The sequence below is a fragment of the Mycolicibacterium sp. lyk4-40-TYG-92 genome, from assembly GCF_030209435.1.
Classification (GTDB): domain Bacteria; phylum Actinomycetota; class Actinomycetes; order Mycobacteriales; family Mycobacteriaceae; genus Mycobacterium.
In genome coordinates, this window is record NZ_JARVRX010000001.1 from 759,429 (window position 1) to 781,651 (window position 22,223).

Annotated in this window: 25 protein-coding genes; 14 read left to right on the plus strand and 11 right to left on the minus strand. The window is 68.2% G+C overall.

Going from position 1 to position 22,223, the window contains the following annotated elements; genetic code table 11:
- Window positions 1–58 precede the first annotated feature (58 nt).
- The gene (locus QRN63_RS03820) at window positions 59–1,255 is read right to left on the minus strand and encodes a GAF domain-containing sensor histidine kinase (protein WP_267318980.1); all 1,197 of its coding nucleotides are present in this window, start codon (window positions 1,253–1,255) and stop codon (window positions 59–61) included.
- Window positions 1,252–1,932, minus strand: a complete 681-nt coding sequence (locus QRN63_RS03825) for a response regulator (protein ID WP_267318981.1) — start codon at window positions 1,930–1,932, stop codon at window positions 1,252–1,254. Before QRN63_RS03825 ends, QRN63_RS03820 begins: the two co-directional genes overlap by 4 nt.
- A 175-nt stretch (window positions 1,933–2,107) precedes the next feature.
- Here QRN63_RS03825 and QRN63_RS03830 point away from each other — a divergent pair, with 175 nt between their 5' ends.
- A complete protein-coding gene (locus tag QRN63_RS03830) occupies window positions 2,108–2,878 on the plus strand; it encodes an HAD family hydrolase (RefSeq protein WP_267318982.1) in 771 nt (256 codons plus the stop codon).
- A gap of 68 nt (window positions 2,879–2,946) precedes the next feature.
- Here QRN63_RS03830 and QRN63_RS03835 read toward each other — a convergent pair whose 3' ends face one another.
- From QRN63_RS03835 to QRN63_RS03850, 4 genes are all read right to left on the minus strand, one after another.
- Window positions 2,947–3,894: a hypothetical protein gene (locus tag QRN63_RS03835; RefSeq protein WP_285029528.1), complete on the minus strand. Its 948-nt coding sequence runs from the start codon at window positions 3,892–3,894 to the stop codon at window positions 2,947–2,949.
- A 108-nt stretch (window positions 3,895–4,002) separates the two neighbouring features.
- The gene (gene mmsB, locus QRN63_RS03840) at window positions 4,003–4,875 is read right to left on the minus strand and encodes a 3-hydroxyisobutyrate dehydrogenase (RefSeq protein WP_267318984.1); all 873 of its coding nucleotides are present in this window, start codon (window positions 4,873–4,875) and stop codon (window positions 4,003–4,005) included.
- A gap of 48 nt (window positions 4,876–4,923) precedes the next feature.
- Entirely contained in the window at window positions 4,924–6,090 is a 1,167-nt protein-coding gene (locus QRN63_RS03845) for an acyl-CoA dehydrogenase family protein (RefSeq protein WP_285029690.1), read from the minus strand.
- Between the two features lie 15 nt (window positions 6,091–6,105).
- Window positions 6,106–7,626 (minus strand): CoA-acylating methylmalonate-semialdehyde dehydrogenase, encoded by a 1,521-nt coding sequence (locus tag QRN63_RS03850; RefSeq protein ID WP_285029530.1) that lies wholly within the window; start codon window positions 7,624–7,626, stop codon window positions 6,106–6,108.
- 274 nt (window positions 7,627–7,900) lie between these two features.
- Here QRN63_RS03850 and QRN63_RS03855 point away from each other — a divergent pair, with 274 nt between their 5' ends.
- A complete protein-coding gene (locus QRN63_RS03855; RefSeq protein ID WP_285029531.1) occupies window positions 7,901–8,230 on the plus strand; it encodes a hypothetical protein in 330 nt (109 codons plus the stop codon).
- 18 nt (window positions 8,231–8,248) lie between these two features.
- Window positions 8,249–9,571: an RNA polymerase sigma factor gene (locus tag QRN63_RS03860; protein ID WP_285029532.1), complete on the plus strand. Its 1,323-nt coding sequence runs from the start codon at window positions 8,249–8,251 to the stop codon at window positions 9,569–9,571.
- 180 nt (window positions 9,572–9,751) lie between these two features.
- On the opposite strand, the gene QRN63_RS03865 is transcribed toward QRN63_RS03860, so the two are convergent.
- Window positions 9,752–10,468, minus strand: coding sequence for a hypothetical protein (locus QRN63_RS03865; protein WP_285029533.1), 717 nt, complete (start codon window positions 10,466–10,468; stop codon window positions 9,752–9,754).
- 154 nt (window positions 10,469–10,622) lie between these two features.
- Here QRN63_RS03865 and QRN63_RS03870 point away from each other — a divergent pair, with 154 nt between their 5' ends.
- The 4 genes from QRN63_RS03870 to QRN63_RS03885 all read left to right on the plus strand — a co-directional run bounded on the left by QRN63_RS03870 (window position 10,623) and on the right by QRN63_RS03885 (window position 13,292).
- The gene (locus tag QRN63_RS03870; protein WP_267318986.1) at window positions 10,623–10,886 is read left to right on the plus strand and encodes a hypothetical protein; all 264 of its coding nucleotides are present in this window, start codon (window positions 10,623–10,625) and stop codon (window positions 10,884–10,886) included.
- A gap of 6 nt (window positions 10,887–10,892) precedes the next feature.
- Window positions 10,893–11,036, plus strand: a complete 144-nt coding sequence (locus tag QRN63_RS03875; protein ID WP_285029534.1) for a hypothetical protein — start codon at window positions 10,893–10,895, stop codon at window positions 11,034–11,036.
- A gap of 76 nt (window positions 11,037–11,112) precedes the next feature.
- Window positions 11,113–12,579 (plus strand): RNA polymerase sigma factor, encoded by a 1,467-nt coding sequence (locus tag QRN63_RS03880; protein WP_285029535.1) that lies wholly within the window; start codon window positions 11,113–11,115, stop codon window positions 12,577–12,579.
- A gap of 122 nt (window positions 12,580–12,701) precedes the next feature.
- Window positions 12,702–13,292 (plus strand): hypothetical protein, encoded by a 591-nt coding sequence (locus QRN63_RS03885; protein WP_285029536.1) that lies wholly within the window; start codon window positions 12,702–12,704, stop codon window positions 13,290–13,292.
- A gap of 8 nt (window positions 13,293–13,300) precedes the next feature.
- On the opposite strand, the gene QRN63_RS03890 is transcribed toward QRN63_RS03885, so the two are convergent.
- Genes QRN63_RS03890 through QRN63_RS03905 form a run of 4 tightly spaced genes read right to left on the minus strand, consistent with a single transcriptional unit; the run spans window position 13,301 to window position 18,241 of the window.
- Entirely contained in the window at window positions 13,301–14,149 is an 849-nt protein-coding gene (locus tag QRN63_RS03890) for an LLM class F420-dependent oxidoreductase (protein WP_285029537.1), read from the minus strand.
- Between the two features lie 15 nt (window positions 14,150–14,164).
- Window positions 14,165–14,995, minus strand: coding sequence for an LLM class F420-dependent oxidoreductase (locus QRN63_RS03895; protein WP_267318991.1), 831 nt, complete (start codon window positions 14,993–14,995; stop codon window positions 14,165–14,167).
- 57 nt (window positions 14,996–15,052) lie between these two features.
- A complete protein-coding gene (locus QRN63_RS03900; protein WP_285029538.1) occupies window positions 15,053–16,528 on the minus strand; it encodes an ATP-binding protein in 1,476 nt (491 codons plus the stop codon).
- 12 nt (window positions 16,529–16,540) lie between these two features.
- On the minus strand, window positions 16,541–18,241 hold the full coding sequence (locus tag QRN63_RS03905) for an NAD(P)/FAD-dependent oxidoreductase (RefSeq protein WP_267318993.1): 1,701 nt from the start codon (window positions 18,239–18,241) through the stop codon (window positions 16,541–16,543).
- A gap of 265 nt (window positions 18,242–18,506) precedes the next feature.
- On the opposite strand from QRN63_RS03905, the gene infA reads away from it, so the two are divergent.
- The 7 genes from infA to rplQ all read left to right on the plus strand — a co-directional run bounded on the left by infA (window position 18,507) and on the right by rplQ (window position 22,220).
- On the plus strand, window positions 18,507–18,728 hold the full coding sequence (infA, locus tag QRN63_RS03910) for a translation initiation factor IF-1 (RefSeq protein WP_003886926.1): 222 nt from the start codon (window positions 18,507–18,509) through the stop codon (window positions 18,726–18,728).
- A gap of 49 nt (window positions 18,729–18,777) precedes the next feature.
- Entirely contained in the window at window positions 18,778–18,891 is a 114-nt protein-coding gene (gene rpmJ / locus QRN63_RS03915; RefSeq protein ID WP_003879483.1) for a 50S ribosomal protein L36, read from the plus strand.
- 162 nt (window positions 18,892–19,053) lie between these two features.
- Window positions 19,054–19,428 carry a 30S ribosomal protein S13 gene (gene rpsM, locus QRN63_RS03920; protein WP_073696973.1) on the plus strand — a complete coding sequence of 125 codons (375 nt, stop codon included), beginning with the start codon at window positions 19,054–19,056 and terminating at the stop codon, window positions 19,426–19,428.
- Between the two features lie 4 nt (window positions 19,429–19,432).
- Window positions 19,433–19,849, plus strand: coding sequence for a 30S ribosomal protein S11 (rpsK, locus tag QRN63_RS03925; protein ID WP_073696972.1), 417 nt, complete (start codon window positions 19,433–19,435; stop codon window positions 19,847–19,849).
- A gap of 14 nt (window positions 19,850–19,863) precedes the next feature.
- Window positions 19,864–20,469 carry a 30S ribosomal protein S4 gene (gene rpsD, locus QRN63_RS03930; protein WP_267318994.1) on the plus strand — a complete coding sequence of 202 codons (606 nt, stop codon included), beginning with the start codon at window positions 19,864–19,866 and terminating at the stop codon, window positions 20,467–20,469.
- A gap of 84 nt (window positions 20,470–20,553) precedes the next feature.
- On the plus strand, window positions 20,554–21,606 hold the full coding sequence (locus QRN63_RS03935) for a DNA-directed RNA polymerase subunit alpha (RefSeq protein ID WP_020101463.1): 1,053 nt from the start codon (window positions 20,554–20,556) through the stop codon (window positions 21,604–21,606).
- Between the two features lie 62 nt (window positions 21,607–21,668).
- The gene (rplQ, locus tag QRN63_RS03940; protein WP_133425289.1) at window positions 21,669–22,220 is read left to right on the plus strand and encodes a 50S ribosomal protein L17; all 552 of its coding nucleotides are present in this window, start codon (window positions 21,669–21,671) and stop codon (window positions 22,218–22,220) included.
- Window positions 22,221–22,223: the final 3 nt, after the last annotated feature.

Here is a 22,223-nt window from a genome sequence, read left to right on the forward strand (position 1 = left end):
ATCAGTTTCTGCACGGCGGGTGAGATCTAGCAACGGTAGGGGCTAGAGCCGACAGTCGTCAGTTCGTCGATGGCAGCGGGATCGTGGCGGTGACGATGGTCCCCGAGCCGGGCCGGGACCGGATGTTCAGCCGGCCGCCGACGATCTCGGCGCGCTCCGCCATCGACAGCAATCCGTAGCCGCCCGTCTCGTCGGCGCCGAGTGGACGTTCGAAGGTGTCGAAACCGATGCCGTTGTCGATGATCTCGAGCCGGGCGTGCTCGGCGTCGGCCGAGAACTTCAGCAGCGCATTGCTGGCGTGGGCGTGCTTGACGACGTTCTGCAGGCATTCCTGCGCGATGCGGTACAACGCCAGCTCGATGTGGTCGGGCAGGCGGATGTCGGTCAGCTCCACGTCGACGTCGAGCTGGCCGATGGAGCGCGCGAGGCTGGCCAGGCCGCCGGCCAGCCCCAGATCGTCGAGTACGGGCGGGCGCAGGTTCCCGATGGCGGCACGCGCCTCGCCGAGCGTCAGGTCCACCAGTTCGCGGGCCAGCGCCAGCTGCTCGGCCGCGACGGCGGTATCCGACCCGACCGCCCGGGTCGCGGCGTCGAGCCGATACGACAGCGTCACCAGCCGCTGCGAGATGCCGTCGTGGATGTCGCCGGCCAGCCGGCGGCGCTCGATCTCCTGGGCCTCGATGACCTGCTCGACGAAGTTCTCGTGGGCACGCTCGCGGGCGACGAGCTGGCGGTGCAGCCGGGCCTGGTGCATGGCCCCGGCGATCAGCCGGCCGATGACCAGCAGCAGCTCCACATCGCGGTCGGTGAACTCCCGGCGGTCGACGGTGTGCACGTTGAGCACGCCGACCAGCCCGCCGGGGTCGGTCTCCATCGGCACCGACACCATGGACGCGAAGTCGCTGCCGCGCAGTGATTCGAACGGCCGGTAGCGCGGGTCGGATTCCTTGTCGGCGCGGATCACGACGGGTTCGCGATTGCTCGCCACCCATCCCGAGATGCCCTCGCCCAGCGGCAGCCGGATCTTGCCGACCTCCTGGTCGAACGGCGGGGTGGCGCCCGTCAGCGTCAGCGAGCGCTCGGTGTCGTCGAGGACGTGGACGAAGCAGACGTCCGTGCCGGTGGCCGCCGTGATCATCCGGGCGGCCGCCGCGGCCAGCGGCTCGACGCCGGGACCGCTCGAGGCGGCCTGGATCAGCTCGCGCAGCAGGGCCAGCTCGCGGTCGGCGGTCAGCACCTCGTTGCGCGGTGTCATCGGTAGATGCCCTCCCGCAGCGCGGTGGCCACCGCGCCGGCACGGTCGCTGACGTCGAGTTTGCGGTAGATGGACCGCAGATGGCTCTTGACGGTCTCCTCACCGATGACCAGCCGCGTCGCGATGCCGCGGTTGGACAGGCCGTCGACCACGAACGACAGGATTTCGCTTTCGCGCTGTGTGAGGCCCTGCCGGGCGCCGGGCCAGAACTCGTCGCGCTGCATGCGCGCGGCGGTGTCGGCGGCCCGGGCGGCCATGCTCGGGTCGATGGCGGTCGCCCCGCCGTGCACCAACTCGAGCTGACGGACCAGGTCGTCACTGCTGATGCTCTTGAGCAGATAGCCCGACGCCCCGACCCGCAGCGCCTGGTACAGGTACTGCTCGTCGTCGTACACCGAGAGCATGACCACTTTGCGGTCCGGGTCGCGTTCGCGCAGTTCACGGCACAGGTCCAGGCCGCTGGCGCCCTGCATTCGGACGTCGCACAGCACGATGTCGGGCTGCAGCTCGTCGACGACGGCGGCGGCGCGCTCGGCCCCGACGGCCTGGCCGACCACCCGCACCCGGTCGCTGAACGCGGCCAGCATGGCCTTGAGTCCCTCGATGACCATTTCGTGGTCGTCGACCAGGATCAGCCGCACCGGCGCAGCGGCGTCGGCTTCGGGCTCGGCCGTCATGCGCGATCCGCCTCCGGCTTCTCGCTGGTGCTCATGGCATCACCTTAGAGCCGCGATTCGGTGCTGGTCGGGAGGACCGGCTGGACTGCCCCGGAATGTTCCCCGGCAATCTCGCCCGTCCAATCCCCCGTTGGGGGGAGGCCCCGGCCATGTGACGTAGGACACCCTGGTACTCATGTCGGTGAGTTGTGTTGAGCGCACGTTCTGGTGGGATGTGGCGCGTCCGGCCCACGCCGTGATCGATCCGCTGCGTGCGGTGATCTTCGACCTGGACGGGGCGCTGGCCGATGTGGAGCGGGACGCACACCGCGTGGCGTTCAACGCCGCCTTCGCCGAACACGGGCTGGATATCTCCTGGTCGGTGGCCGAATATGGCCGGCTGGTCCGCATCGCCGACGAACAGCGTCGCGTCGCCTCGGCTCTGCGCCGGCGCGGATACGGGCGGGTCAGCAACGAGATCGCGGCGCACGTGTACCGCACCAAGACCGACCTGTTCGAGGCGTCGGTCCTGGATGGCGACGTGAGCCCGCGCGACGGCCTCGCCGATCTCGCGGCCGGCTTGTTCGGCGCCGGGATCGCGGTGGCTGTGGTGAGCACCGGTAGCCGGTCGTGGGTGGAGCCGCTGGTCCGGCAGCTGCTGGGCGACGGCATCGCCGAGACCATCGTGACGCCAGACGACCTGCCGCGTCCGACCCGGGAACCCGACCTGCACGGCCACGCCCTGTGGGAGCTGGGCCTGGGACCCGAGAGCGCGCTGGCGGTGGCGGGCGGTACCCGCGGCTTCCGCGCCGCACGGGCCGCCAAACTGGCGACGCTGGTGGTCACCACCGGTTACTCGGCCGGCCACGAATTTCCCGGGGCGGTCCAGGTGCGCGCCGAGTACGACGGCCTGCTGGCCGCCGGGTGCGAGCGCCTACACAAGAACTGGTGGTCAGCCCAGGGCTGACCACCAGTTCTCCACAGATTTTCAATTGTCGAGGCGGGCGGTTGTCCCGCCTCGCTTGCGTGTTCAGATCAGAACGGCCACGGAAGCTTGGGCAGACCGATCTTGGGCAGGATCCGCGGGTGCGGCGGGAAGCCGATCTTCGGCGGCTTCGGCAGGCCGATCTCCGGGTGCGGCACGTCTTCCGGCTTGGGCAGCTTGGGGGTGCCCAGCTTGGTGAAGTCCGGCAGTTCCGGCAGACCGGCAGACGGGAGCTTCGGCAGGCCGACGCCCGGCAGCTTCGGCGCCGCCAGGGCGCTGAGCGAACCGATGGCCGGTGCACCGATGGCGGGCAGGCCGCCGAGGCTCGGCGCAGCCACGGCCGGTGCCGCGAGAGCCGGAGCCGCGATGGCCGGAGCGGCGGCCGCGGAGGAGACCTTCGCGATGTCGCCGACGGCGGACAGGGTGCCGAAGGTGGCAGCGGTCGCGGCCGGAGCCGCGGCGGGGGCTGCGGCGGCAGCCACGACGGGTGCAGTTGCTGCAAGCGGAGACGCGTTCGCTGCGGCGCCCGCGAGGGCACCTGCGAGTCCGCTGACCAGACCGCCAAGACCGGCGTCGAGCACCAGGCTGGGCAGGCTCAGGCCGGGCAGGCCGAGGGACAGCGGCACGGCGACGGTGGCCTCCGGCGGCTGCATGCTCGACAGGTTGATCGGCGGGAAGCCACCCAGGCTCCAGTCGTCACCCCAGTCCAGACCGTTGTCGTTGTTGCGCGCCGTCTTGCCGGTGCTGCCCGCGGTGGAACTCGAGTGCGAGCTGGAGACGGTCTTGCTGCCGGCCGTGCCGACATCGCTCGACGGAGTCGTCGCCGACTCATTGTTCTTGCTGGCCTGCTGCGTCTGCGTCGGCTGTGCCGGGTCGGTACCCGGGTTGCTGGGGTTCGACGGACCGGGCGAAGCGAAGGCGACGCCCGCCCCGAAAAACGCCACAGCAATCGCCGTAGCCGAGGCTGTTGCCCCCGTGGCGGAATATTTGAAAGTCATGCGGCGCGAATCCTCCCTGTGCGTCCCACGCATCCTAAGCCCTAATGCGCGCGATGTCACAGTTAACTAACGAATACCACTGTGACGTGCGGTGATGGTGATGCGACCTCATTGACGCAGCAGATTGATTACCGCGCTGAAGTCGAGATCGGCGTGCTCGGCGGCAAACTTTGCGTAGATGTCCGCGGCATGGCTGCCGAGGGGTGCCGACGATCCCGTCGAGCGCACCGCAGCCATCGCCAGACCGAGGTCCTTGTTCATCAGGGCGGTGGCGAAACCGGGCTGGAATCCGTTGTTGGCCGGTGACGTGGGGACCGGTCCGGGGACGGGGCAGTTCACCTGCACGGCCCAGCAGTTGCCGGTCGCCCCGGTGATCACGTCGAACAGCGACTGCTTGTCCAGGCCGAGGTGCTCGGCGAGCACGAACGCCTCACCGATCGCGATCTGCTGGACGGCGAGCACCATGTTGTTGCAGACCTTGGCGGCCTGGCCGGCCCCGGAGTCTCCGCAGTGGATGATCTTGCCGGCCATCGGCTCGAGGACCGCGCGGCCGCGTTCGAAGGCCTCGGGCTCGCCGCCGACCATGAACGCCAGCGTGCCGGCCGTCGCGCCTTTCACGCCGCCCGACACCGGGGCGTCCAGCTGGGCGAAGCCGTGCTCGCCGGCCAGGCGGTGGACCTCGCGGGCGTCGTCGACCGAGATGGTCGACGAATCGATGAACAGCGCGCCGGGGGCCGCGGCGGGCAGGACGTCGGCGTAGCAGCTCTTCACCAGGTCGCCGTTGGGCAGCATGGTGATGACGACGTCGGCGCCGGCCACCGCCTCGGGGCCGCTGTCGAACGTCGTCGCGCCGTGCTCCCGCGCCGCCTGCGCGGCGGCCGGGACCGGGTCGAAGCCGTGCACGGTGTGCCCGGCGGCGATGAGGTTCGCCGCCATCGGGCCGCCCATGTGGCCCAGGCCCAGGAATGCAATCGTCGCCATCGGATGGTCCTCCCTAAGTCAGTGTGTTGTGCCGGCGCGCCGACGGAGTTACGCGGACTTGCGGGCGGCAGCCGAAGCGGCCCGACCGATGACCACGCGCATGATCTCGTTCGTACCCTCCAGGATGCGGTGCACCCGGAGGTCGCGGACGATCTTTTCCAGCCCGTACTCGCGCAGGTAGCCGTAGCCGCCATGTAACTGCAGCGCCTGGTCGGCCACGGTGTAGCAGGCCTCGGTGACGTGGAGCTTGGCCATGGCACACAGCTCGACCTTGCGCGGATTGTTGGTGTCGAGTGCGGTTGCCGCCCGCCACAACATGTTTCGCGAGGTCTCCAAGGCGGTCGCCATGTCCGCGAGGGTGAACCGGATGGTCGGTTCGTCGATCAGCGCCCCGCCGAAGGCCTCACGCGAAGCCAGGTAGCCGAGCGCCTTGTCATAGGCGGCCTGCGCGCCGCCCAGGGAGCAGGCGGCGATGTTGATGCGGCCGCCGTTGAGGCCGTTCATCGCAATGGAGAAGCCGGCGCCCTCGCCGTCCGAGCCGCCGAGCATGGCTTCAGCGGGAACCCGCACGCCTTCCAGGATCACCTGGGCGGTGGGCTGGGCGTGCCAGCCCATCTTCTCCTCGTTGGCGCCGAAACTCAGTCCCGGCGTGTCCTTTTCGACGATGAAGGCCGAGATGCCGCGCGGCCCGTCGGCCCCGGTGCGGGCCATCACGACGTAGACGTCCGAGACACCCGCGCCCGAGATAAACTGCTTGACCCCATCGAGCACGTAGTGGTCGCCGTCTCGAACGGCCTTGGTACGCAAGGCCGCCGCGTCGCTGCCGGCGCCCGGCTCGGTGAGGCAGTAGCTGGCGATGGCCTCCATCGAGGCCAGCTTCGGCAGCCACGTCTTGCGCTGTTCGCCGGTGCCGTAGCTGTCCACCATCCACGCGCACATGTTGTGGATCGACAGGAACGCCGCGATGGTCGGATCGGCGGTGGCGAGCTGCTCGAAGATACGCACGCCGTCCAGCCGCCGTAGCCCACTGCCACCGACGTCGTCATTGCAGTAGATGGCCGCCATCCCCAGCTCGGCCGCTTCCCGCAGTACGTCGGTGGGGAAGTGCTCGTCGGCATCCCACGCCAAAGCGTTTGGTGCCAGGCGTTTTTCGGCGAACGCAGCCGCCGTTTCGGCGATCACGCGTTCGTCGTCGTCCAGTCCGAAGAGGTCGATGCTCAACGCAGGCCCTTACTTGAAGGTCGGGATCGAGAACTCGGCCCCGTCCTTGATGCCCGACGGCCAGCGCTCGGTGACGGTCTTGACCTTGGTGTAGAACTGGATCGACGCCGTCCCGTACTGGTTGAGGTCGCCGAAGCCGGACCGCTTCCAGCCGCCAAAGCTGTGGTAGGACACCGGAACCGGGATCGGCACGTTGACGCCGACCATGCCGACCTGCACGCGCGAGACGAAGTCGCGGGCGGTGTCGCCGTCGCGGGTGAACACCGCGACGCCGTTGCCGTACTCGTGCTCCGACGGCAGGCGCAGCGCCTCCTCGTAGTCGTGGGCGCGGACGATCACCAGGACCGGGCCGAAGATTTCGTCGGTGTAGATCGACATGTCGGGGGTGACGTGGTCGAACAGGGTGGGGCCGAGGAAGAAGCCGCCGGACAGGTCGGCATCGTCGAACGTGAGGTCGTCGCTGGCGCGTTTACGGCCGTCGACCACGAGCTCGGCGCCGGCCTCCACGCCCTGCGCGATGTAGCCCCGCACCCGCTCGAGTGCGGCCCCGGTGACCAGCGGGCCGTAGTCGGCCTTCGGGTCCAGGCTGTGCCCCACCCGCAGCTGGTTGACGCGCTCGACGAGCTTGTTGCGCAAGCGATTTGCGGTCTCTTCACCGACCGGGACGGCGACGCTGATCGCCATGCACCGTTCGCCTGCGCTGCCGTAACCGGCGCCGATCAGGGCGTCGACGGCCTGGTCCAGGTCGGCGTCGGGCATCACGACCATGTGGTTCTTGGCGCCACCGAAGCACTGCGCCCGCTTGCCGTTGGCGGCGGCGTTCGAGTAGATGTACTGCGCGATGTCGGTGCTGCCGACGAAGCCCACGGCCTTGATGTCCGGGTGCGCCAGGATGGCGTCGACGGCCTCCTTGTCACCGTTGACCACCTGCAGGACGCCGGCCGGCAGGCCCGCCTCGATGAACAGCTCGGCCAGGCGCAGCGGCACCGAGGGGTCGCGCTCGGACGGCTTGATGATGATGGCGTTGCCGCAGGCCAGTGCGGGCCCGGCCTTCCACAGCGGGATCATCGCGGGGAAGTTGAACGGCGTGATGCCGGCGACGACACCCAGCGGCTGCCGCATCGAGTAGACGTCGATGCCGGCGCCGGCGCCCTCGGTGAACTCACCCTTCATCAGGTGCGGGATGCCGACGGCGAACTCGATGACCTCGACGCCGCGCTGGATGTCGCCGAGGGAGTCCTCGAAGGTCTTGCCGTGTTCCAGCGAGAGCAGGCGGGCCAGTTCGTCTTTGTTCTGGTTCACCAGGTCGATGAACCTCATCAGCACGCGCGACCGGCGCTGCGGGTTCCAGGACGCCCATTCCCGTTGTGCGACAACGGCACCCGCCACGGCGGCGTCGACGTCGGCGCCCGACGCCAGGAGCACCTGGGCCTGGGTCTGGCCGGTGCTGGGGTTGAGCACAGCGGCGGTGCGGGTCGATTCGCCGGTGGTGCGCTGGCCGTTGATGAAGTGCGGAATCTGGGTGGTCATGACGTCCGTCCAAAGTTATGGAGAGTTCGGGAGTCTCGACTCGCGTGCCGAGATACTTGCATATCCTAGTAATTGCGGACCGGTGTTGGCAAGGGGTTGCCGGCATCGCACTGGGCGCGGTTACCCGCTGTGGTTGCTCCGCGGCGTTTGCAAGGTCCGGAACTTCTTTGCGGATGCCCGACCAATTGCCGAAAAAGTTGTCAGGATTGATGCGGCGAAATGCTCCTACATACAAGCGAGGCCAACCGGGCCGAGCAGAGGAAAGGTGGAGCACATGTCGACTGCCAGGCTGAAGCGCCTCGTTGCTGGAATGGTCGCGGCGGTATCGATTCCGGTTGCGCTGATGGGTGCCGGCACCGCGCAGGCGAACCAGGTCGGACTGAATTTCGTGCCGAAGATCGGTGGCATCTGGATCAGCTGGCAGGGCGGTAGCGGCGGCACCTGGTGCACGTACACGTCGGACTGGTTCACCACCAGGGCATACCAGGACCCGGCCGGCAAAGCGACCTTCTTCGTACCGGGCGTTCCGCTCAACAGGACCTGGGACGTCAATGTCAACTGCGACAACGGCGACAGCGGTTTCTACAACAACTACTACTACTGATTCGAGGGGACCGCGCCGATGAGCGCGCTTATCGACTGGGACGAAGCACCCGACGAGGAACTCGCCCGCGCGGCCGCCTCGGGCGACCGCGCGGCCTTCGCCGCGATCTACGACCGCTACGCCGACCGGCTCAACGACTTCGTCGTGCGCATGGTCCGTGACAGTGACGCCGCTGCCGACTGCGTGCACGAGGCGTTCTGCACCGCGGCGACCGGGCTGTCGAAGCTCCGTCAGCCCGAGAAGCTGCGGCCGTGGTTGTACGCGGTGTCGCGCTCTCAGGCCTTGCGGCACATTCAGCGCCGCAAGCTCGAACAACCGGCCGACGACGAGTACCTCGACAGTGCATCGGTCGACGCCGGCCCAGATGCCCTGGCCGAGCAGGACGACTTGGCCCGATTGATCCGCGAGGCCTGCGGTGGCCTCTCCGATCGCGACCGTGAGGTCATCGAACTGAGCTACCGCCACGGGCTCGACGGACCGGAACTCGGCAAGGCACTGGGCGTCAGCCCGGCTACTGCCAACACCCTGACCCACCGGGCCCGGGAGATGGTCGGCCGCTCGCTCGGTGCGTTGCTGGTGGCGCGGCAGACCCGGCAGGATCCGGCGCGATGCCCGGATCTTGCTGCGGTGCTTGAGGGTTGGGACGGCACGATGACGGTGTTGATGCGTAAACGCATCGCCCGGCACATCGAATCGTGCCCCGAGTGTGAATCCGAACGGCGCCGCCGGGTGAGTCCGGCAGCGCTGCTGGGCGCCATGCCCTTCATCCCGGCCCCGAAGGAGCTCCGGGACACGACGCTTGCGGACATTCAGTTGGTCTGTTGGACAACCGATTTGGTCGACGGCACCGGTACCGCACCGGCGGACGTCGGTGCCGGGACCGCGCCGGCCGAGGCGCGGCGCCGTCGACCGGTCCTGCCGATCAGCCTGGCTGCCTGCGCGCTGGTGCTGCTGGTTGCGGGTCTGGTCTGGACATTGGCCGGGCCGGGGCGTCACGGCCGCGAACCGGTCGACAGCGGCATCACGGCTCCCCTGGAAACGCCCGCGACGACGCCGCTTTCCGCGCCGCCGAGCACGCCGCCGCCGTCCAGTGCGCCAGAGACGCTGGCCCCGGTCTCGACCAAATCTGTTGCACCTCCGGTGCTGGCGCCGAGTCAGCAACCTCAGCCGCAACAGGATTCGCCGGCTGCCGAACCGACGTCGGCGCCACCTCCGGCACCGCCGGATCACCCGGTCAGCAGGCCCGGGCCGGTGACGCGTCCGCCGATGTCGGTTGCGCCGCCCTCGTTCGAAGCGCCGCCGCCACCCACCGGTGATCCGGGTTCAGGCGGCCGGCGATAAACGGCGCGGGCTCAACTGCGCCCTGGGTGCAGGGTCAGCGTGGGTCGGGTGCGCCGAGGCGTTGATGCTGACGTGAGGGCGTATCCCACTCGAACAAGTACGCCCTCCATGCAGGGTCAACGCGAAAGCCCGCCACGGTGGCGATGACCACCGTGGCGGGCTTGTTGTATCGGACGGGTGTCAGCCGGCGTCCAGGGGCAGATTCGGGTTGATCGGAGGGGTTTTCCCGGGGCTGGGTATTGCCAGCGGGCCCTTCACCACGGGCCCTTCGGGCTTGGTGGGCGGCTCCTTCGGCGGTGCCGCCGGCGGCACCGGCAGGTTGATGACGATCGGCGGGAACGTGGGCATTGGCGGCTGTAGGGGCGGTGCCGGGACGACCTCTGGTGCGGGCGCCGGCGGCGCGACCTCCGGGGCGGGACCGGCCGCCGGCGCCGTGGTGACGACGGGTGCTGCCGGTCGCTGGGGGACGGCCGCCGGCACGTGGTCGGTAATCACCGGAGCGGCCGGTGCCGCCTGCGGGGCCGGGGGCGCGGGGAGCGCCGACGGCGGCGGCACGAGGACGGCCGGCGCGGCCGCGGGCACGGCAGTCGAGCCGCCGGCGGCCGCCAGCGAGGTGCCGGCGTCGAGTGAACTGATCGCGGTGAATGCCACGGCGGCCGAGGCCACGATCACAGTGGCCGCGCCGCCCAGGGCAAGTGCGACGCGGCGCCTGGCCCAGCGGCCGTCGTCGGTGCCCACGGCGACGGTGGCCTCGTCGTCCGCTGCATCGAGCAGGTCGAGTTGGTCGCTGTACGCGAGCCTGGGGAAGGTCACCGAACGCGGGCCGGCGTCGATGGCGTCAGCTGCGATGGTGTTGTCGGTGTCAGGGTTCCACGGGGTATGTGAATGGTTGCTCATGCTGGTATGAGCACTGCCGGAAGCCGAGTCTGACAAGTTTTTTCGCGGCAATTCGGATTCCTCCGAAAAAAGTGTCCCCGCTGTCCGGGGGTCGCGCTCCTACCTGTGACAGAGCCCGCACGGGGCGTCTGCGACACCGAACAAGGAGCACGAAATGAGCGTCAACAACACCCCTGCCAAGCGGCAGTCTCTTGCGAAGCGGGCCGCCGCGGCAGCAATGCTGTCCGGCAGCATGGCCCTCGCCGCGCTGGGCATGACGGCGGGCACCGCACAGGCGCAGCCGATCGCCCCGGTGCCCCAGCACTGGGGTTATGAGTACTGCTCGTGGGCGTGGTGGGACTGGGACCACTGCCACGACTTCTACTACTGGCACGACTGGGACTGGAAGCACCACGACCACGACCACGACCACCACTGACTGGCAGTGCCGGCACACCGCCTGCGCGGGTTCGAGACGCAGCCGGGTCCCGTGTTGAACCGGGTCCGGGCTGCTCTCGTTCTCCTCGTTGAAGCCAACATCGAAGCCAACATCGAAGCCAACATGGAAGCCGACGCCGATGCTCGTTGATTCGGCAAACCAGCTCGCCTTCGCCGGACTAACATCAGCGCATACCGGCGATCGATTCGGTACGGGAGCCCGTCTCATGACCGCAGTGCCAGATTGGGACATCGTCAGCGACGCCGACTTGGTCGGCGCCGCGCTCGCCGGGGACCGCATGGCATTTGCCGGTATTTATGACCGCTATGCCGACCGGCTCCACGACTTCTGTGTGGGCATGGTCCGGGATCGCGATGCCGCCGCTGACTGTGTCCAGGACGTGTTCTGCACTGCCGCAACAGCTTTGGACAAGTTGCGGGAACCCGACAAGCTGCGCCCCTGGCTGTACGCGATCGCCCGGAACGAGGCGCTGCGCCGGATCCGGCAGCGGCGCCGCGAAGAACCGTCCGACGAACTGCCCGACGAGGCGTCCGGTGACGCCGGGCCCGACACCCTGGCAGCCCGCAACGAACTGGCCAAACTGGTCGCCGAAGCGGCCGGCGGGTTGTCCGACCGGGACCGCGCGGTGCTGGAGCTGGGCTACCGGCACGGACTCGAGGGGCCCGAACTTGCCGAGGCGCTCGGCGTCAGTACCGCCAGCGCCAAGAAGATCATGCAGCGGTTGCGCGACACCATGGAACGCTCGCTGGGCGCGCTGCTGGTAGCCCGGCGCGGGCAGAGCGGCAACAGCTGCGCGGAGCTGGGCACCATCCTCGACGGGTGGGACGGGACCTTCACCATCCTGATGCGCAAGCGGATCGCCCGGCACATCGAGAGCTGCCCGACGTGCGATCAGGACCGACGCCGGATGGTCAACCCCGTCGCGCTGCTCGGCGGCACCCCGCTGTTCATCCCCGCGCCGGCCTGGCTTCGGGACCACACCCTCAACCGGATTCAGCTGACCTCGGCCTCGGCCGATCTGGGCAGCGCACCCACCGAGGCGCAGGGTGGGCTGCCGGATGCGCCGACCGAGCAGTTCGCCGCGGCCGGCGGTCTCGATGCGGAACCCGCCACACGTCAGCCCAACGGCAGAGTGATGCTGACGATGTCCCTGCTGATCGGCGTTCCGCTGATCGTGCTGGCACTGACCATCGCCTGGCGATACGAAACCAACGCGCCCGTCAGTCCGAAAGGCGTCACCACCTCGGTCACCGCGCCGCCCAGCACCACGCCAGAAAACCCGGTGACCACGACCGTCGCGCCCCCGCCGCCGCCCAGCCCGACGGCGGTCGTCACGGCTCCCGTCGAGCCGACGACGGTCCTTCCGCCACAGGCGGTTCCGCCACCTCAGCAGTCGCCGGCGCCAGTGCCGCTACCGCCGGCCGCGCCGGTCGTGACGCCCCAGCCGTCGCCGCGGCCGTTGCCGCCGCACCATCCGCGGCCGCCCGTCGTCTCCGAACAGCCGTCGCCCAGCCAGACGCCGCCCATCATCACCGAGCCGCTCCCATCGCCGACCCCGACGACACCGGTCGGCACGCCCAAGCCGCCCCGGCCGCGGCCGTTGCCCACGGGCCCCGTGGGGCCCATCGAGCCGGCACCGGTGACGACGACGCAGCCGCCGATCATCTACTAGTCCGGCCGATCTCGAGCCGAAAAGCAAAAGCCCGCAAAAAGTTGTCCCGTCGTGGGTGCCGCGCGACTCCTACCTGTGAGAGCCGCCCGACCGGGACCGCAAGAACGACGAAGGAGCACGCCATGTCCACTGCCATGACCGCCACGCTGCCGAACCTGGAGTACTCGTCCGACCCGGCCAGCGGCAACCTCCACGGGTCGCCGACGATGCCGGTCGATGCGCTGGCCTGGTCACTGGCCGACCCGGAAGAACCGGAAGAACCCGTGGCCCCGGGTCCGCGGCCGGCCGCACCCGACGCGTCGACGCGGACGCCCAAACGCACGCGGGTCGCGCTCGTTGCGATGGTGTTCGGCGGGGTCACCGTCGTCGCCGCGCTCGGTGCGATCCTGTTCGGCGGCAACGACGAACCATCGACACCCGTCGCCGTCGTCGACCACACGCGGTCAACTCCGTATGTCGCGCCGGCTCCGGCCCCGTTGCCGACCGCCGGCCATGTGGCCGGTCCGGCACCGGCGTCGGTCGCCAGCGTGGCGAGCGCTCCCGTCGCCGTCGCGCCGAAGGCCGTCGCCCCGCCGCAGCCGGTTGCCGTGCCGCCCGCCGCCGAGACCCCGAAGCCGACGCAGCACGGGCCGCACTGGAACTGGCCGCGCCGCATCTGGCAGCACCAGGACGGGCAGCACGACCAGCAGGACGGCCAAGGCCAAAAGCGCTGAGCGCCAGGCTATCCGCGCAAGCCCAACGGACCCGCCAGCGCCGTCAGCGTCGGCAACAGCTTGTCCCCGCCGCCGAGTACCTGGACGGTCACGTGATCGGCGCCCGCGTCGAGATGCTCGGTCAGCCGCGCCGCGATGGCATCGGGCGTGCCGTGCGCGACGACCGCATCGATCAACGCGTCGCTGCCGGGCTTGGCGATGTCGTCCTCGGAGAAGCCGAGCCGGCGCCAATTGTTCAGGTAATTGCTGAGATTCAGGTAGAAGTCGACGGTCTGCCGGCCGATGGCCCGGGCCTCCGCGGTCGCCTCGGCCGAACCGTCGGTGAGCACGACCTTGTGCTCGGGCGCCAGGAACGCCTCCGGTCCGATGAGCTTGCGTGCCTCAGCCGTGTGCTCGGGTGTGGTGAGGTACGGGTGGGCGCCGGCGCTGCGATCGGCCGCCAGCCGCAACACTTTCGGGCCGAGGGCCGCCACCACGCGGCGCCCGACGGGAACACCCGCCGCGTCCAGTTCGTCCAGGTATTCGACGAGGACGTCGTACGGCTTGCGGTATTCCTTGGTGTGCTCGGGATGGCCGATGCCGACGCCCAGCACGAACCGGCCCGGGTACGCGGCCTCGATCCGGTGGTACGACTCGGCGACCTGCGCGGCCGGCGCCGTCCACACGTTGACGATGCCGGTGGCGACCTGCAGCTTGTCCGTCGCGGCCAGGAGCGGCTCGACGAACGCCAAGTCGCCTGCGGGGGAGCCGCCCGGCCACACCGCGCCGTAACCCAACTTCTCGATCTCGGCGGCCTGCTCGGGCGTCGGGGCGCCGAACGTCCACACCCCGACACGGCCCAGATCCAGCTTGCTCATGCGCGATCCTTCCAGTTACCGCAGGCCCAGCGGGCCGGCGAGTTCGGTCAGTGCGGGTACCAATTTCTCGGGCGACGTCAGCACCTGAACCGGTACGTGGTCGGCGCCGGCGTCGAGGTGCTGCTTGAGCCGGGCGGCGATCGCGTCGACGGTGCCGTAGGCGACCACCGCGTCGACGAGCCGGTCACTGCCGGGCTTGGCGACGTCAGAGTCAGTGAACCCCAACCGCTTCCAGCTGTTGAGGTAATTGTTCAGATTGAGGTAAATCTCCAGGGCCTGGCGGCCGACGGCCCGGGCTTTCTCCGCATCGGTCGTCAGGATCGCCTTGTGCTCGGGCGCCAGGAACGCGTCCGGCCCGATCAACTCCCGCGCCTCGGCGGTGTGCTCCGGAGTGGTCAGATACGGGTGCGCACCGGCGCTGCGCCGGGCCGAAAGCTTCAGCACCTGCGGACCGAGCGCGGCCACCACCCGGTGTTCTTTCGGCACGCCGTACTCGTCAAGCTTGTCGAGATACTCGTTCAGCGCATCGAGCGGCTTCTTGTACTCGGCGATGGCCTCCCGGTGCCCGACGCCGATGCCCAGAAGGAAGCGGCCCGGATAGGCGGTGTTGATGCGGTGGAACGATTCGGCCACCGGTCCGGCGGCGGCCGTCCAGATGTTGACGATGCCGGTCGCGACCTTCAGTCGCTCCGTCGCGCCGAGCAGTGGCTCGACCCAGTCCAGTTCCGCGGGCGGGGAGCCCCCGACCCAGATGGCGCCGTAGCCCAGCGCCTCGATTTCTGCTGCCTGTTGCGGCGTGGCGCCGCGCCCGAATACGCCGTAGCGCCCAAGGTCTGGTTTGGTCACCTTTGCGGCAACTCCGGGGCGCGGGCGGCTATTCCGTTCGGCGCGCGGTGAGCTGAACTATCCCGCTGCCGCGGCCGGGAACTCTTCGGGCGCGGGCGCGTGCACGGGCAGCGTGACGATGAATGTGGTGTCGCCCGGTTTGGACTCGACGTAGATGTTCCCGTGGTGCTTCTCGCAGATGATGCGCCACGCCAGGTCGAGTCCGAGCCCAGTGCCTTCGCCGAACGGCTTGGTCGTGAAGAACGGGGTGAAGATGCGCTCGATGACGTCGGGCGGGATGCCCGGGCCGTTGTCGTTGATCTCGATCCGGACGGTGTCGTCGCCGACGCGCTTGGTCCGGATCGTGAGTACGCCGCAGCCCTTCATGGCCTGCAGTGCGTTGTCGATGATGTTTGTCCACACCTGGTTGAGATCGGCTGGGTAGCACTGCAATTCGGGCAGCGCGGGGTCGTACTCCTTGACCACCTTGACGCAGGTGGTGCCGTCCTTGCCGATGCGGTCACCGAACATCATCAGCGTGCTGCGCAGGAGGTCGTGCACGTTGGCGCTCTGGTAGGGCGCTCGGTCCATCTGGGAGTACTGCTTGGCGCCGGCCAGCAGCGTCGAAATCCGTTTGCTAGCTTCGGAGATCTCGCACATCAGCAACTCGGTATCGATGGTGTATTTCAACCAGCCGAGCGCGCCCTGCAGCGTCGCGGACGAGTCGCCCTCACCGAGGGACGACGAAATGCCTTCCAGCCAAGCGACATCCAGGCCGGCGTCGACGAAAGTGGGGGCGTAGTCCCAGGCGGCCGCGATGCCGTGGTCTTCGAGCCATTCGCCGATCTGGTCTTCGCGGTCGGACGCCTCGATGGCCGACAGCTCCTGGGTTCTGGCCTTGGCCACCTGTTCGGCGATGCCCTCCTGGATACCGACCAGGACCCGCAGCGACTGCGGGCTGACCTGGCCGTCGGCCAGCATGGCCAGTTTGTGCCGCATCTTGCCGATGCGGTCGTGCAGGTCGGCGACGGCGCGGGCGGTCGCGGCGGCCGGGTTGTTCAGCTGGTGGGTCAGACCCGCCGAAAGCTGGCCCAGGGCGAGGAGCTTCTCGCGTTGCCCGACGATCTGGCGTCCGCGGCGGCCACCGACCTTGTGACCCTCCAGCAGGTGCACCGCCATCGGGAACTCTTTGCGCATGAAGTCGGCGTAGGCGTTGGCGTCCAGGACGAAGAACCGCGATGGCTTGGTCACCCGCACCGACGCCTCGTACACCGGCTGCTCGTCGGGGATGTAGGCCGACCAGGCGCCGCAGTAGACGCCGCGCATCGAGGTGCGGTTGGTCTCGATGTCGATGCCGCCGGACTTCATCGACATGACCAGTTCACCGTCGAGCATGACGTAGAAGCAGGTGGCCGGCTCGCCTTCGGTGCAGACCGGGCCGGGCTCGAACGTCGCGATGTGACCGTTGGCGCACAGCGTGTCCAACTGCTCATCGGTCAGTGCCTCGAACAGGAACAGCGTTTTCAGTTCACTTCGCGCGCACGTCTCGCCCATACCGGTCTCCTCCTACGTCTCGGCCAGATACCGGTGCACCAGCATCACTGCCATCGAGCCTTCGCCAACCGCGGCTGCGACCCGTTTGGCCGATTCAGCGCGGACATCACCTGCAACAAACACACCGGGCACACTTGTTTCCAAGTGGTGCGGCGGCCGGTCGAGGTTCCAGCCGCAGACGTCCTTGAGATCCGGGCCGGTGAGGATGAAGCCGTGGTCGTCGCGGGCGATGCCGGCGTTCTCCAGCCACTGGGTGCGCGGCGTGGCGCCGATGAAACAGCACAGCCGCGTGGACTCGACGTGCTCGCGCTCGCCGGTGGCGTTGTTCAACAGCCACAGCCCGGTCAGATGCCCGTCCTCGCCGCAGGTGTCGACCACCTCGGTACAGGTCCGGACGTTGATGTTCGGGGTGTTCTCGATCTGCTGGATCAGGTAGTACGACATCGACGCCTCGAGCGACTTGCCGCGCACCAGCAGCGTCACCGACTTGGCCTGCTGCGACATGAACATCGCGGCCTGGCCGGCGGAGTTTGCGCCGCCGACGATGTAGACGTCCTCGCCCGCGCATTCGGACGCCTGCGACACCGAGGCGCCGTAGAAGACGCCGTTGCCGACATAGCTGTTGCCGACGCTGTCGGGGTCCTCCCAGCACCCGGCCACCTGCAGATGCCGGTAGTCGACGCCGGTGGCCAGGATGACCGACCGCGCGGTGATGCTCCGGCCGTCGTCGAAGGTCAGCGTCTTGCTGGCCAGCGACGAGACGTCGAGCCCGACGACCTCACGGGTGGTGATGACCTCGGCGGCGAAGCGCTCGGCCTGCCGCCGTGCCGACGTCGTCAGCTCGGCGCCCGAAATGCCCGTCTCGAAGCCCAGGTAGTTCTCGATGCGCGAGCTGCGGCCCGCCTGTCCGCCGGTGGTGGTGCGCTCGATCAGCACCGTGCGCAGGCCCTCGGACGCGCCGTACACCGCGGCCGCCAGGCCGGCCGGTCCGCCGCCGATGACGGCCAGGTCGTACATCTCCAGCGACGGGGTGGTGGCCAGTCCGAGCATCTCGGCCAGCTGGGCATCGGTCGGCTGGACCAGCGTCTCGCCCTGCTCGGAGATCACCACCGGCAGCTCGAGGCCGTCGAGGCCGGCGGCGGTCAACAGCTGCTTGCCCTTGGCCTCGTCCGTCGAATAGGCGCGGTAGTAGTGCTGGTTGCGCGCCAGGAACTGCCGGACCTCCCACGAGCGGGGATTCCAGCGGTGGCCGATCACCTTGGTGTGCGGGACGGCGCGGTCGCCGACCTCATGCCAGGCCTCCAGCAGGCCGTCGATGATCGGGTACAGCTTCTCCTCGGGCGGGTCCCACGGCTTGAGCAGGTAGTGGTCCAGGTCGACCAGGTTGATGGCGTTGATCGCGGCATGGGTGTCCGCGTACGCGGTCAGCAGTACGCGGCGGGCCAGCGGAAACACGTCCATGGCCAGTTCCAGGAAGTCGATGCCGTTCATCTCCGGCATCTGGTAGTCCGCGATGAACATCGCCACGGTGTCGCCCCGCAGCTGCAGCTCGTTGATCGCGACCAGCGCGTCCTGTCCAGATTCGGCGCGTACGATCCGGTAGCGTTCGCCGTAGTGTTTCCGCAGGTCGCGGGCTACCGCCCGGGACACTGCAGGATCGTCGTCCACGGTGAGAATCACCGGATTGCGGGCCGGGGAAGCGGGTCCAGTCATCGCTGATCATTATGCGCCCTGACTTGCGGAGACGGTGCGCCCACCTGGGGTCTGCCCGGCTGCTCCGCGGATTTTGGTACCTGGCGTCCGAGCGGGTATCGTGGACCAACGGTGCAGGTTCTGCGCCGGCTCTTTGCGTGCTCTGTTCTGAAGTTCCCCGGAATTTCCTGGCATTAAGTCCACGTTCTTGTAGCCGGGGTGGGCTCTGCGCCAAGCACGGGCGTATGAGATACGAAACCGAAGAACCAGAGGATTACCAAAGAGTATGGCCAAGAAAGACGGCGCCATCGAGGTCGAGGGTCGCGTGATCGAGCCCCTGCCCAATGCGATGTTCCGCATTGAGCTGGAGAACGGTCACAAGGTGCTCGCCCACATCAGCGGCAAGATGCGGCAGCACTACATCCGCATCCTGCCGGAGGACCGTGTCGTGGTGGAGCTGTCTCCGTACGACCTGTCCCGTGGCCGCATCGTTTACCGATACAAGTAAGCGCCCAGTAGCACCACCAGTTCAGAACAGAGAAAAGGATCGCTAAGTCGTGAAGGTGAACCCGAGCGTCAAGCCGATCTGCGACAAGTGCAGGGTGATCCGCCGTCACGGCCGGGTCATGGTGATCTGCTCTGATCCGCGGCACAAGCAGCGGCAGGGCTAACTCGCTCAGTCTTACTGAGCCGCCACCCCAAAACTGAATGCAGACCTCCCAGTACCACTGAGGGCATACGGCTCTCAACCACGTCCGGCACGGAGGCCGGACCCCGATAAGACGGGGAACGGACTGGGATCAGACCTCCGCAACGAAAAGGAACACTGCCTGATGGCACGCCTCATGGGCGTTGATCTCCCGCGCGACAAGCGCATGGAGATCGCGCTGACCTACATCTACGGCATCGGCCGTACCCGCAGCCAGGAGATCCTGGCCGCCACCGGCATCGACCGGGACCTGCGCACCAAGGAACTCACCGACGACCAGGTGACCCAGCTGCGCGACTACATCGAAGGCAACCTCAAGGTCGAGGGTGACCTGCGCCGCGAGGTGCAGGCCGACATCCGTCGCAAGATCGAGATCGGTTGCTACCAGGGCCTGCGCCACCGTCGTGGCCTGCCCGTGCGCGGCCAGCGCACCAAGACCAACGCGCGCACCCGCAAGGGACCGAAGCGCACCATCGCCGGCAAGAAGAAGGCCAGGTAAGTAAATGGCACCCACCAAGAAAGCCGGCGCTGCGGCCAAGCGCGGCAAGCCCACTCGTCGCCGGGAAAAGAAGAACGTCCCGCACGGCGCCGCTCACATCAAGAGCACGTTCAACAACACCATCGTCTCGATCACCGATCCCCAGGGCAACGTCATCGCCTGGGCCTCGTCCGGTCACGTCGGCTTCAAGGGTTCGCGCAAGAGCACCCCGTTCGCCGCGCAGCTCGCCGCCGAGAACGCTGCCCGCAAGGCGCAGGAGCACGGTGTCAAGAAGGTCGATGTCTTCGTGAAGGGCCCGGGTTCGGGCCGCGAGACCGCGATCCGTTCGCTGCAGGCTGCCGGCCTCGAGGTCGGCGCGATTTCCGACGTCACGCCGCAGCCGCACAACGGCTGCCGTCCGCCCAAGCGGCGCCGGGTCTAGGGAGGATCTGAAAAATGGCTCGTTATACCGGACCCGCCACCCGCAAGTCGCGCCGTCTCGGCGTCGACCTCGTCGGTGACGATCAGTCGTTCGAAAAGCGCCCCTACCCGCCCGGCCAGCACGGCCGCGCGCGGATCAAGGAGAGCGAATACCGCACCCAGCTGCAGGAGAAGCAGAAGGCTCGCTTCACCTACGGCGTCATGGAGAAGCAGTTCCGCAAGTACTACGAGGAAGCCAACCGCAAGGCTGGCAAGACCGGTGAGAACCTGCTGCAGATCCTCGAAAGCCGTCTGGACAACGTCGTGTACCGCGCCGGCCTGGCCCGTACCCGCCGGATGGCCCGTCAGCTGGTCAGCCACGGTCACTTCACCGTCAACGGTGTGAAGGTGAACATCCCGAGCTACCGGGTGTCGCAGTACGACATCATCGACGTCAAGCCGAAGTCGCTGAACACCCTGCCGTTCCAGATCGCGCGCGAGGTCGCCGGCGAGCGTCCGGTGCCGTCGTGGCTGCAGGTTGTCGGCGAGCGTCAGCGCATCCTCGTGCACCAGCTGCCCGAGCGCGCCCAGATCGTCGTGCCGCTCACCGAGCAGCTGATCGTCGAGTTCTACTCGAAGTAATTCGAGTTCTGGTGGCCCGCCCAATCCCGGGCGGGCACCAACCAACCGGCATCAAATAGCGGGTGCCGAGAAGGAGATGGAAAAATGCTGATCTCTCAGCGACCCACCCTGTCCGAGGACGTGCTGGCCGAGAACCGGTCGCGGTTCACCATCGAGCCGCTGGAGCCGGGCTTCGGTTACACCCTAGGCAACTCGCTGCGGCGCACGCTGCTGTCGTCCATCCCGGGCGCAGCGGTCACCAGCATCCGCATCGACGGTGTCCTGCACGAGTTCACCACCGTCCCCGGGGTCAAGGAAGACGTCACCGACATCATCCTGAACCTCAAGGGCCTGGTCGTCTCCTCGGAAGAGGACGAGCCGGTCACCATGTACCTGCGCAAGCAGGGCCCGGGCGCCGTCACCGCCGGTGACATCGTGCCCCCGGCCGGTGTGACGGTGCACAACCCGGACATGCACATCGCCACCCTGAACGACAAGGGCAAGCTGGAGGTCGAGCTCGTCGTCGAGCGCGGCCGCGGTTACGTCCCGGCCGTGCAGAACAAGGCTTCGGGTGCCGAGATCGGCCGTATCCCGGTCGACTCGATCTACTCGCCGGTGCTGAAGGTCACCTACAAGGTGGAGGCCACCCGCGTCGAGCAGCGCACCGACTTCGACAAGCTGATCCTGGATGTCGAGACCAAGAACTCGATCGCCCCGCGCGACGCCCTGGCTTCGGCCGGCAAGACGCTGGTCGAGCTGTTCGGTCTGGCCCGTGAGCTCAACGTCGAGGCCGAAGGCATCGAGATCGGCCCGTCGCCGGCCGAGGCAGACCACATCGCCTCGTTCGCGCTGCCGATCGACGACCTGGAGCTGACCGTGCGGTCGTACAACTGCCTCAAGCGCGAGGGTGTGCACACCGTCGGCGAGCTGGTCTCGCGTACCGAGTCGGACCTGCTGGACATCCGTAACTTCGGTCAGAAGTCCATCGACGAGGTCAAGATCAAGCTGCACCAGCTGGGTCTGTCGCTCAAGGACAGCCCCGCCACGTTCGACCCGTCGCAGGTCGCCGGCTACGACGTGGCCACCGGCACCTGGAACAGCGATGCCAGCTACGACCTGGACGCCGACCAGGACTACGCCGAAACCGAACAGCTGTAAACAAGAAGTTCCGTCCCGGCCCTACCTGATACGGGGGCCGGCCCCAATTAGGAGAAGTTGCAATGCCCAAACCCACTAAGGGTGCTCGCCTCGGCGGGTCGTCGTCGCACCAGGCCGCGATCCTGGCCAACCTGGCCACCTCGCTGTTCGAGCACGGCCGCATCAAGACCACTGATGCCAAGGCCCGGGCGTTGCGTCCGTACGCCGAGAAGCTCATCACCCACGCCAAGAAGGGCGCGCTGCACAACCGGCGCGAGGTGATGAAGAAGATCCGCGACAAGGACGTGGTGCACACCCTGTTCGCCGAGATCGCACCGCATTTCGCGGACCGCGAGGGCGGCTACACCCGCATCATCAAGGTCGAGAACCGTAAGGGCGACAACGCCCCCATGGCCGTGATCGAGCTGGTCCGGGAGAAGACCGTCGTCTCCGAGGCCGACCGTGCGCGTCGCGCGGCCGCCGCTCAGGCGAAGGCTGCCGAGGCCGAGGCTCCCGCTGAGGAAGCCGCTGTCGAGGCTCCGGTTGCTGAGGTCGAAGCTGCCGACGAGGGCATCGCCGACGCTCAGACCGCTGAGGCCGAGGCTGAGGCGACCGAGGATGAGGCCAAGTCCTAATCA